The following is a 12,079-nucleotide window of genomic DNA, read 5'->3' on the forward strand; positions in this document are numbered from 1 at the left end:
TTAAATATTCTAGGTTATTTTTTAATCAAATCATCCTTAGGTGCCACCCAAAAAGCGAAAATTAATGATGTAATAACGATTAATATAGGTGCATAGAAAATAATAAAGCTATTCATTCATCATCCTCCTTACACATGATTGTTTCCCTTACCTTGGACGTACTCCTTATTAAATAGAAATAACTTCAGCAAAAGGTAGAGAGAAGGAATGAGTAATCCTAGTCCAGCAACAAACGCAATAATTAAAGCAATCGCCATCGTATCATTTGTAAAGCTATCGTACATTGTAAGATAGGGATACATTAAATAAGGATAATGCGATACGCCATACCCCAAAAAAGCTAGAAAAAATTGGCCTACTAACAATCCAAATGCTAATCCAAATGCTTTTCGTTTCCATAGTAAAATCACAGTACCAATAAATAAGAAAAATGACAAACCAAATATCCACCATAAATCTAATAAATTCTCAAAGTGAATTGAGTTATGTGATCGCAATTCAATAATAATCCCTGAGGCTGTAACAATGGTTGGTAATGCAGAAACGAGAGCATATCTTCTGAACAATTCTGTTGCTTTATGATCTTGTGCATAATAAGCATACCATGTTAAAAAAACAGCAGATATATATAGAACAGCGGACAAACTAAGAATGACAATACTCCACGTCAAGGGGCTTGTGAACAAGTCAACATAATTTAGTATTGGACCAGATGACTTCATTGTAACAAAGCCACCCTCGGAAATGGTTAAAACGATAGACAATGAAGCAGGTATAAATAATCCTGTCAGACCGTACAACATCGTATACGTATTTTTTTGACCCTTACCATAAGTTGCAAAAGCGTAATAAGATCCTCTTATGGCTATAAGTATAATCGCTAAACTAACTGGAATTAGTAATGTTGTGCCATAATAAAATGCAGTTTTTGGAAAAAAGCCAATCATGCCTACGAAGAAAAAAACGAGAAAAACGTTTGTAACTTCCCAAACTGGTGACAAATAACGTTGAATGAGCTTCGTTAAAATATGCTGCTTACGTGTAAGTGTGCTATACGCATTAAAAAAACCAGCACCAAAATCAATAGAAGCCACAATTACATAGCCAAAGAGAAAGAGCCATAATACTGATATACCAATTACTTGAAGAGTCATACTGAGCCACCTGCTTTCTCAAGTGCTCGATCTGACAATTCTTGTTCAACTGTATTTTTTCTAAACATTTGTGAAAGAACGATGATACTACTTATTGTTAAAACTACATATAATCCTGAAAATGCATATAGCATTTTATCAACATGTTGAGTTGTAGTTGCAGCATCGTTTGTTCGCAAAAGTTGATATAGTATCCACGGCTGTCGACCAACTTCTGTAAACCACCAACCTACCTCGATAGCAATCATTGCTAAAGGTCCACCAAGTACCACCATCCAACGGAACCATTTCGTCAAAATAAAATTCCATTTCTTCCAAATGGCTAATAAGTAAACGCCTGATAAAATTGTTAATAAAATTCCAATCGTAATCATTAAATCGAATAAATAATGAATATAAAGCGGTGGTATTTCATCTTCAGGAATTTGATCTAGCCCAATTACTTCAGCGCTTGGAAAACCAAAAGCTAATATACTGAGCGCATATGGTATGTTTAAGCTATACTTCACTTCCTCTTCACTTAAAACTCCGTATAAAACGAGTGGAGCTTCACTTTTTGTGTCAAAATGCCATTCAGCTGCCGCTAACTTTTCAGGTTGATATTCTGCTAGATACTTCCCAGAGAAATCACCAATTATAGCGGAAGCAAGTGAAAAAACTAGACCAAGTTTCATAGTTAAAAACAACGCCTTTTTATGATATTCATGCTTTGATCCTTTAAGCATGCGAAAAGCAGCAATTGATGCTAAGACAAATGCTGAAGTCATATAGGCAGTTGTCAACACATGTGCTACCTTCGTAGGCATTGCTGGGTTAAACATTGCTAATAAAGGCTGAATGTTGACAAGTTCCCCTTCTACAATGTCAAACCCTTGTGGAGCATTCATAAAGGCATTTACAATCGTTATAAAAATAGCTGAAAAGGATGCCCCAATAGCAACAGGTAATAACAATAACAAATGCTTTCGCTGATTTTCAAAACGATCCCATGTGTATAAATAAATGCCAAGAAATATCGCTTCAAAGAAAAAGGCGAATGTTTCCATAAATAATGGTAACGCAATGACATTACCTGCAAGCTCCATAAAGTTTGGCCATAAAAGTGAGAGTTGTAAACCAATTGCAGTCCCTGTAACTACACCAACCGCAACTGTTATAATAAAGCCACGTGTCCACCTTCTTGCTAAAAGGATGTAGTGTTCATCTTGCTTTTTAATTCCTACCCACTGTGCGATCATAATGATAAGTGGGACACCAACACCTATTGTTGCAAAAATAATATGTACGGATAGTGTTAACTCCGTCAAAATACGACTAAAAAAGACTGCCTCTTCATTTACCATGGAAAAGCCTCCTCCTTACCCTGAAAAAACACGTCCTAAAAAGGATAAACCTAAGATAAATGCAACTAGAAATGTTATTAAAGCTAATGTTTTCTCCTGTTTTTTATACATAACACCGCCCCTTCAAGATCAGAATATCACAAAATAAACGCCTTTAACGGTGACAGTTAAGCGTCATTTTTGTGTTGTAATTATGAAGTATGAACGTTTATTAATACCTGGATTGGAAATTGTTGTTGGTGGAAAAAAATAAAAAAAGGATAAACCTCACGACTCTTTCCCATTTATCAATTCTTGAAGATCTTATAAATGAAAAATATAGTTTGGTGAAGTAAATCCTTTTAGTAGCAATGTTATATTATTGTATACATATTGTTAAATAATCTATGCTTTTTGCCATGAGTCAATCATTTCTACCTGCGCAGCTTTTAGCATCGTGTATACAGGACAGCGAGATTCTACTTTATGTTGAAGCTCATTGATTCTTCCTTCGGGTTCAGTTGTTATGATTCTCACATCTACCTTAACAGCTTCGAAATATGGACGGATATGTGGGGTACCCATAAATCCGCGTGGATCAAATTTTCCACTGATTTTTAGTTCCATATCTTTAAAATCAAAGTTCATTTCTCGTGCTACTACACGTGCGGTAACATTTTCGCAAGCTGCTAGCGCACCTAACACTGATTGAAGTGGATTTGGCCCTAAATCTCTTCCACCCATTTGTTTACCTTCATCTAAGATAAATTCGTGTTTACCAGCTTTGTTCGTAATTGTTAGACCCTCTGAACGTGAGTTTACAATAATGTTTAATTTGTTTGTCATTTTATTATCTTCCTCTCTAGATGTACTATCCAATTGTTGTTCTTTGTGTCAATGTTCTTTGCTGTTGTTGATTAAACCAATACTTCTTCGCATATTTAATATAATAAACATGACCTTGTTGCTGAACAATAAAAGCTAACGTAACGATTAGTGCTGCATCAGCACCGAAAGATGTCGCTGCTAAACCTATTGCAATTGAAAGGTTTCTTAGTGCTACCCCGTTCACTAAAGCAATCCCATCTGAACGATTTAAAAGCCTCTTCGCAATTACTGTACTAATAATATAGTTTACTAGATAAAATAACACTAAAACGATAAGTGCAAATATGATTAACTGTGGCTTGCTAACAATCATTTCAGCCTTCATACTGATACTTACAAATACCACATAAAGCATTGACCATATACTTAATGGTGTTATATTAGGTTTAATTTTCTGCTGAAATTGGTCCAAAGTATATTTTTTTAATATTACTTTGAACGTAATATGTCCCAATAACATAGGTAAAAAAACAACTAATAATATGGTGCTGAAAATTTCAAACATATTAATATTAATAAATTCGCCAACCATTATTAATAAATATATCGGTGTTAACAACGAACCAAGTATTAAGCTGAAAACTGTTAATTTTATCGCAGCATGAACGTTCCCTTTTTGCATGGATGTCCATGAAATAGTCATACCACTCGTAGGTAATAGTGCCAATAACACTAAACCAGCAAACATATTAGGGTATTCATTTAATAACGTTTTACCTATTAATAGTGCAATTGCTGGAATGAATAAAAAGTTGATCATCATAGAATACAATAAAATTTTAGACCCCTTAAATGAGGATAATTCTTTCAACTTTAAACCAACCAACGATGTATAAATCATCATAATTGTCGCATATAATATTGTTGGTTTTAAAAAGCTCGTATCAGTAGAAATGCCTATGATAAAACCAAGTACCAATGTTAATGGAATACTTAAATGTAGAAACCTTTGTGGAAAAGTATATATCATTCTCATTACAACTCACCTCCAATCATTCATATACCCCGTATAGTATATAAAATACTATAAGGGGTATATATAGATTTGTCAATTTATTAAAGAAAATCATACTACTATTGAAATAAGTATCGTTCAAATATCTAGAATAACTATGTATTATCCTACAAAAATTACGGGAAATACATCCCCTTTAACACCATGCAAAAAGTATTCAATTTCTTAAAATTCTCTTAACGTTTTGTCGTTATTAGATCCAGTTGTACACTATCCTTTCATTCCTTTTGTATGCTTTATATTAATTGGTCTGCTTAATAAAGCAATTAAGAGGAAGTAAATAGCATAATGCCTACTACATGTGATAATTTCATATTTACACAAATAAAACCAGCTAATATTTTAAAATTAGCTGGTTTTGCTTGACAATTATTTACTTAAACCATCCTTTTTCTTTAAAATGAGTGATGGCTTCAATTCGATTTTTAACTTCAAGCTTATCAAGTATCGTTGAAATGTAATTTCTTACTGTACTCGTTTTTATTTGGAGTTCATCTGCAATTTCTTTCGTATCTCTACCATCAGCAACGAGTTCTAGCACTTCTTTTTCGCGATGAGTCAGAGGATGACCTTCATTATACATGTCGTCCATAAGTTCAGGTGCATAAATTCGCTTTCCAGCCATGATACTTCTAATTGAGTTTGCCAACTCCTCGCTTGGGCTGTCCTTTAATAGGTACCCTTTAACACCTGCCTTTAATGCTCTTTGGAAATAACCACTTCGTGCAAAGGTCGTTAAAATGATAACTTTACATGCCATTTCTTTCAGTTCCTCAGCTGCTTCTAGTCCGCTTTTTTCTGGCATTTCAATATCCATTATACAAACATCTGGCTTGTGTCTTTGCACAAGTGATATTGCTTCAGCGCCGTTATTAGCTTTACCTACCACTTCCATATCTTCTTCTAAATTGAGAAGTGACCCTAATGCACCCAGCATCATTCGTTGGTCTTCTGCAATAACTATTCGAATCATTTCAGTTCCTCCTCATTTCCCTGCTTAACTATGTTATTGGGCACTTTCATGATGATTGCTGTTCCTTCATTTGAAACGATATCTAGTCTACCATTCACAAACTCAAGTCTTTCTTTCATTCCTAAAAGGCCACTTCCTTTACCTAAATCGTGATCTATGGCGATGCCAATACCGTTATCACGAACGGTAATAGAAATTTCATTCCATGATTGTTCTATAGATATCTCACATAAAGTAGCGTTACTATGTTTCACTACATTTGTTACAGCTTCTTTGACACACATGCTTAGTATATTTTCTAGAAACAATGAAACATTGTTCAATTTGACATCCTCATCTATAATAAATTCAAGTTGAGCAGCTTTTAAAATTTCTTTTACTCGTACAAATTCCTCTTTCAACCTTATACCACGCATTTGTGATACCATATTTCTTACTTCATTTAAAGCTGTGCGTGCAGTTTGCTGAACATCCTTCAATTCGCTTTTGGCTTTTTCAGGATCTTTAGCAATTAGCTTTCTTGCTAAATCACTTTTTAAGCCAATTAAAGAAAGTTTTTGACCTAACGTGTCGTGTAAGTCACGGGCAATTCGTTGTCGTTCCTCTTGTTTAACAAGCTCAGAAATCCTTTTATTAGCATCTTCTAGCTGTTCTTCAAGTCTACCTTGTTTTTTCCGATTATAAATATTGAACGGTAGAAGGATCACGCTAATCCACACAATGATAATAAAAGGAATTTGTTTTAGAAATAGCTGTTCTTGAAGAATGACACTAAAGTTAATTAAGCCCGTTGTTATGATTAAATGTATAATGTAAAACGTCATAAAGGTGATACGACTTCTTATATGACCATTAAAATAGGCAATATAAAATGCAAAATAAATAAATTGAAATAAGATGGTCATTGTTACTGATATTGCTAATAATAATAACGTTAATAAATACATGATCCATCCTTTGGAGATGAATGCAAATCTATAAGAAACAAGAAATAAAACAGTTAATATAATTCCTATTACAACTTCAAGCTTTGAAGAAGATTGAAAAACAAAATAGAACGGTAAAATACTAAATACGCTCCATATGTATGGTGAAATGCCCTCACTCTTTTGAAATATCCATAACTTTTTTATCATTATTATAAACCTCTTTAATAAGTTGGTCTTATTTGTTTATTTTATCATGATTTTCCATTCGTTTTTACTATTTTGACTATCAATTCCTTTATATTACTAAATAACTCCTTCAATTATACCTTTAGTCTTTACTATTTATATATTCTATGACTTCATATACATAGCTATGTAATGGTTTGGATGAATCTACAATTAAACCGTAAGTATCAAATGGCTTTTTACTATTATTAATAGTTATACTGAAATTCTCTTCAGTAGCTTCACTTAATTGACTTTGCATACGTTTTCGATGCTTTAATCTGCGATTTATTTCTGTAAAATCATTGAGATAACACTCTACGTATTTATATTTTGTACCAAACTTTGTACATAGGCGCTGTCCTTTTTCTATCATTTCATTATATAAACATGGGCTATCCAGTATCACACTATTTTGTTGAGATAAATAATATTCTGCTAATGACCAATCAATATTGTATGAAATCTTACCTGCAATTTTTGGATCTTTTGCAAATTCAAGAGATTCTATTAATGCGGTTTTCACAATGTCGTGATCTACTACAATTGCACCTGTTCGTTTTGCTAATAGCTTTGCAAGAGATGATTTCCCTGAGCCTGGAAATCCTGACATTTGAAGAAAATAACACGACGTTTGCACCTCCTAGAAAACTAATTCTTTATAATCTTATTATGTAAGCAAGTTGCAAGCATGTCCTGTCGTGCTAGTAGCAACTACTTATTGTTATCACTCATATATACGCTAGTTCATATCATTTGATCGGCTCACTTCTTTACGATACATGACAGGACTCATTCCTTCATGCTGCTTAAAGAGCTTTGAAAAGTACGTGTAATCCTGAATTCCAACTTCCTTACCAATATCCATAACCCTTTTATCTGTCGTCGTTAGTAACTTTTTCGCTTGAAACAATCGATATTGGGTAAGAAATTGTAAAGGAGTCATCCCAAGTGAACGCTGCATACACCTTGTTATATAATCAGCATGAAAATGAAGGTCACGTGCTACATCCTCTAACAAAAAATTCTCCTTATAACGTTCTTTTAAATAGATCACTACTTGCTCTGCTAATTTTTCAGAAGCATCAGGAATACTAAGGGTTTCTTTTTGAAGATGAAAGATAAAATCTTGAAAATAGAGCTGTTGTTGTATATGGACTTCGGGATTTTGCAATTCATTTAATGAAATGACTTTTTCCATTACATTTTCCATATAACTCTGTCTTCGGACAGCACCAAGCCTTGGGAGCTGTAAATGAAAATGAGCTGGTGTGACAAAAGTAGGTTGTCTCTGAATGATATGAGACCAGTTTAAGGATCGGCTCTCCTCTAACTGATAAGTCTGCTCTGTTTGAAAATGCATCCATATGTATTCACTTTTCTCTGTACATCCTTGATGTCCATAATGTTCAATTCCTGGAACTAAAATAATATACTGCCCTTCTTTTATTTCGTATGGAATGTCATCTTCAGTTATATACACAACCCCTTTACAAACGTAGATTAAATCAAAAACGATAAATGTTCTTTTAAAATGCCTTTGTCCTTTATGAAATATTGCCCTCCCACCTTTAATATACGTAGGAAAAGGTGGGGCTGGTATAGTTATTATACTCATTTAAGTTCTCCTTAAAAAGTCGTAATACTCCAAAACATATCGGCTCAGTCTATTCATTATTATACAGAAAATAGATACACTAGGTATAGTTTTTCAAAAGCTATCAAAAGGAGTCTGCATTAATATTGAAAAAATCAAACATTCAACAAAATTTAACATTATTTGCCCTCACATGGCCGATTTTTATTGAACTGTTACTCCGAATGTTAATGGGAAGCGCTGATACGCTGATGCTTAGTCAATATTCAGATCTGTCAGTTGCCGCAGTGGGAGTATCTAATCAAATAATATCAATCGTCATTGTCATGTTTAACTTTATTGCAACAGGTACTGCCATTATTATCGCCCAACAACTCGGCTCAAAAGATTTGAAGCGTGCAAATGAAACTGCAGTTGTTGCAATTTCAGTAAACTTATTTTTTAGCATCTCTTTAAGTGCTATCCTATTTATATTTAAGAAAGACATTTTATTATTAATGGGGCTACCAGATGAACTAATGGGTGAAGCCTTAAGTTATTTACAAATCGTTGGTGGTTTTATGTTTCTTGAAGGGCTTCTAATGACGATAGGAGCTATATTACGCAGCCACGGTTTTACAAAAGACACGATGTATATCACAATGGGAGTAAATCTAATAAATGTAATTGGGAATTATCTTTTTATTTTTGGTGCGTTCGGTGTACCTGTATTAGGTGTAAAGGGAGTTGCTATCTCAACAATATTAAGTAGATTTATTGGTTTACTTATCATTATTTATGTTTTATTAAAGCGAACAAATGGTTCATTACCTTTTCATATTTTCTTTAAGTTCCCAAAACAGCCGATTCGTCAATTACTTAAAATTGGTGTACCGACTGCAGGTGAACATTTATCATATAATACCTCTCAAATGCTAATTACATTCTTTATAGCTATGATCGGTACTGATGCGATAACAACTAAGGTATACACACAAAACTTAATGATGTTCATCTTTTTATTCGCACTCGCAATAGGTCAAGGAACTCAAATTATGATAGGCCACCATGTAGGGGCTAATGAACTTAACAAAGCTTTTCACAGATGCTTGAAGAGCTTAAGATTAGCGGTTACTATTTCCTTGTCTGCGGCTTTAATCTTTTTCTTCTCAGGAAAAAACTTGCTGCAGTTATTTACGGATAATGAAGGTATTATATCATTAGGTAGTCAGTTACTGTTGTTAACAATTATACTTGAACCTGGACGTGCATTTAACTTAGTTGTCATAAATTCGTTAAGAGCAGCTGGAGATGTAAAGTTTCCTGTGTATATGGGCATTTTATCTATGTGGGGCATAAGCGTACCTTTGGCATATATGTTAGGAATACAAATGGGTATGGGCTTAGTTGGTATTTGGATCGCATTTATTGTTGATGAATGGTTTCGTGGTATACTTATGTTAATTCGCTGGCGTTCCAAAATATGGGTTCAAAAAAGCTTTGTAAGTGAAGCCAATGCTCATTCTACATCATAAATTAACTTGATATGTTAATCCTATAAAAGCGCCTTAGTATTTAGCCTATGGTACTTTTTTATTAATGTAGTTTTAGAAGGTTCTCATACTAAAAAATAAAGGTTTCGAGGCATCTATTCTTCGATAACGATGACTTATGTATAATGTGACACCTTTATCTTCTGCAATAGCAACAAGCGTTTTTATTATAGGATGTTTGCGCATTAATTGTTGCTTTTCGTACTAAGAGCCAAACACGTATACAACTTGAGATCGTGGCATCTTTCCTTTTGTACACCAACGACTAACCATGTTAAACCATTTTTTTGTGCTATTTGGACAACATTATCAAACAAAGTATACGAAAAGAGCCCTATAATTCAACCTTGATATGAGGATAGATCATTGACAAAATGACCTTTTAACAAGTACACTTCAATATGTTAACATTATGGTTTTATAAGTTAACAATTCTTTTGTGTAGAATTAATGGAGGAAGGGAGAATACATCATGGGAAAGAATTCAAGGAAGTTCAGGGTGATTGACGTAACATATGGAGCTGTGTTTGTAGCATTAATGGCAATTGGGGCTAATATTATTTCTTGGCTACCTTTCTTAAAAGTTGGGAATGTACCACTCTCAATGCAACCATTTTTTGCTATTTTAGCAGGATTGTTGTTAGGAAGTAGAGTTGGCTCTTTATCAATGGTCGTTTATGCTCTTGTCGGTATCGCTGGTTTACCAGTGTTTGCCGAATTTAAAAGTGGATTACCAGTTCTCATGTTACCTACAGGTGGATTTATTATTTCATATATTTTTGTAGCTTATTTTGCTGGTAAAATTGTCGAGCGCAAAGAGCAGCCGACTTTGTCAACATTTATGATTGCATCATTTGTTGGTATTATACTCGTTTATATGATTGGTACTAATTATATGTATCTTTCTATAAACACTTGGACTGGTGCAGAAATTGGATACTCAGCTGCATGGAAAACAATGATCTTTTTTGCGATAAAGGATTTTGTCTTTACGATTATTGCAGCGATGATCGCACCAAGAATTTATCATTTAGTAAATAATACTAAATCGACACCTACTTATAATAAAGCAATGTAAACTTTGAAATTTAACAAATTGAAACCCTTGATCGAAGGCATGAACACAAACCTTTAGATCAAGGGTTTCCCCATTTTACCTTTATTTACATGTACAGTGATGTCGTTCAAATGACTATTAACGTGATTCCTGTATACTGATTTTATAAAGCTTAACGGCATGGGAGATAACAACTTTTGCAACAGCATAAGTAGGGATGGCAAAAATAATACCTAGTATCCCGACTAAATTCCCTGCAGTTAGTATTAAAATGATAATTGTTAACGGGTGTATATTCAATGTCTTTCCCATTATTTGTGGTGATATTACATTACCCTCAACTTGTTGTGCAATGAGCATAATAATAGCAACATAAATTGCCATTATAGGATCTTGGAAAAGCGCAACAAGAAATGCAGGAATAACAGCTAGATAAGGTCCTAGAAACGGTATCACATTCGTAAACATACCAAAAATAGCTAAGATGATCGAATAATCAAGACCAATAATGAGATAGCCTATAAATAGCATCAACCCAACAGAGACACTGACGATTACTTGTCCTTGTACATAGGAAGAAATGGTTTTATCCATATCTTTCAACACTGCAAGAATATTACCACGCTTATTTTCAGGAAAGAATTTAGCGACGCTCGGTTGGAAACGATCTCCATCCTTTAACATATATAACAATATAAAAGGAACGAGGAACAGATAAAAGATCGTATTAACGAATCCACCAACAAAGCTAATGATCCCACTAGATATATTTCCGATATTTTCAGTTAGTTTTTGTTCGAAGTCTCCACTGAAGGATAAGGCTGCTTCTTGAAAATCAGGGAATAAATCCATGTTTTTTTGTACATACTCGATCCCCTCAAACATCACATTTATCATAGATGGTAAGTTATTCATTAGTCTTTCTAGCTGATCATTAATAACAGGAGTTACTAGTTTGTAGAAGATATAAAAGAATAGAATGATTACCAAATAAACGATTATTATCGCTAACCAATTTGGAATTCTTCTTTTTTCTAACCACTTAATAAGTGGCCTACATAAATAAAATAAGACCCCAGATATAACGAATGGTAAAAAAATCGTTTTAATTAGTACGAAAACCGGGGTAAACACAAATAACGTTTTCTCAAGAAGAAATGCAATTAATAGAATCAAGATGATTCCTATCATTGTTCTAAACCAGCGTTTTTCACTTAAACTCATTTTTTCACTCTCATTCCATAGAATCACTTATTTCATATTCCTATCATTAAGCTTTACCATTATAACTAATCATAAACCGTCGCAGATATATTATTGTTAGTCTCATGTATAATATGAAATTTTAAGTTCAACAGATTTAACTCTGGTAACCGCTTAAGGAATA

At 33.6% G+C, this 12,079-nt stretch carries 12 protein-coding genes; 2 read left to right on the top strand and 10 right to left on the bottom strand.

All coding sequences use genetic code 11. The features are described 5' to 3' along the window. Positions 1-14: 14 nt before the first annotated feature. The 9 genes from cydS to JM172_RS08445 form a co-directional block, all read right to left on the bottom strand. Positions 15-116 (bottom strand): cytochrome bd oxidase small subunit CydS family protein, encoded by a 102-nt coding sequence (gene cydS / locus JM172_RS25630; protein WP_413785420.1) that lies wholly within the window; start codon positions 114-116, stop codon positions 15-17. 12 nt (positions 117-128) lie between these two features. Continuing rightward, a complete protein-coding gene (locus JM172_RS08410) occupies positions 129-1,154 on the bottom strand; it encodes a cytochrome d ubiquinol oxidase subunit II (RefSeq protein ID WP_214481741.1) in 1,026 nt (341 codons plus the stop codon). Continuing rightward, a complete protein-coding gene (locus JM172_RS08415) occupies positions 1,151-2,497 on the bottom strand; it encodes a cytochrome ubiquinol oxidase subunit I (protein WP_214481742.1) in 1,347 nt (448 codons plus the stop codon). The genes JM172_RS08410 and JM172_RS08415 overlap by 4 nt, the downstream gene beginning before the upstream one ends. A 384-nt stretch (positions 2,498-2,881) precedes the next feature. Continuing rightward, positions 2,882-3,322, bottom strand: coding sequence for an OsmC family protein (locus JM172_RS08420; RefSeq protein ID WP_214481743.1), 441 nt, complete (start codon positions 3,320-3,322; stop codon positions 2,882-2,884). 25 nt (positions 3,323-3,347) lie between these two features. Then, entirely contained in the window at positions 3,348-4,340 is a 993-nt protein-coding gene (locus JM172_RS08425; RefSeq protein WP_214481744.1) for an arsenic resistance protein, read from the bottom strand. Between the two features lie 412 nt (positions 4,341-4,752). Beyond that, positions 4,753-5,352: a response regulator transcription factor gene (locus JM172_RS08430; RefSeq protein ID WP_214481745.1), complete on the bottom strand. Its 600-nt coding sequence runs from the start codon at positions 5,350-5,352 to the stop codon at positions 4,753-4,755. Next, positions 5,349-6,488 carry a sensor histidine kinase gene (locus JM172_RS08435; protein WP_214481746.1) on the bottom strand — a complete coding sequence of 380 codons (1,140 nt, stop codon included), beginning with the start codon at positions 6,486-6,488 and terminating at the stop codon, positions 5,349-5,351. Before JM172_RS08435 ends, JM172_RS08430 begins: the two co-directional genes overlap by 4 nt. Positions 6,489-6,609: 121 nt before the next feature. Continuing rightward, positions 6,610-7,119, bottom strand: a complete 510-nt coding sequence (locus JM172_RS08440; protein ID WP_214481747.1) for a P-loop nucleotide/nucleoside kinase family protein — start codon at positions 7,117-7,119, stop codon at positions 6,610-6,612. A 129-nt stretch (positions 7,120-7,248) separates the two neighbouring features. Then, entirely contained in the window at positions 7,249-8,124 is an 876-nt protein-coding gene (locus JM172_RS08445; protein ID WP_214481748.1) for an AraC family transcriptional regulator, read from the bottom strand. A gap of 125 nt (positions 8,125-8,249) precedes the next feature. Here JM172_RS08445 and JM172_RS08450 point away from each other — a divergent pair, with 125 nt between their 5' ends. Then, the gene (locus JM172_RS08450; RefSeq protein WP_250886580.1) at positions 8,250-9,617 is read left to right on the top strand and encodes an MATE family efflux transporter; all 1,368 of its coding nucleotides are present in this window, start codon (positions 8,250-8,252) and stop codon (positions 9,615-9,617) included. A gap of 490 nt (positions 9,618-10,107) precedes the next feature. After that, entirely contained in the window at positions 10,108-10,713 is a 606-nt protein-coding gene (locus tag JM172_RS08455) for a biotin transporter BioY (RefSeq protein WP_214481749.1), read from the top strand. A gap of 117 nt (positions 10,714-10,830) precedes the next feature. Here JM172_RS08455 and JM172_RS08460 read toward each other — a convergent pair whose 3' ends face one another. Then, complete coding sequence (locus JM172_RS08460; protein WP_214481750.1) at positions 10,831-11,916, bottom strand: AI-2E family transporter; 1,086 nt, start codon at positions 11,914-11,916, stop codon at positions 10,831-10,833. Positions 11,917-12,079 lie beyond the last annotated feature (163 nt).

The sequence above is a fragment of the Bacillus sp. SM2101 genome (assembly GCF_018588585.1).
In the GTDB taxonomy this organism is placed as follows: domain Bacteria; phylum Bacillota; class Bacilli; order Bacillales; family SM2101; genus Nanhaiella; species Nanhaiella sioensis.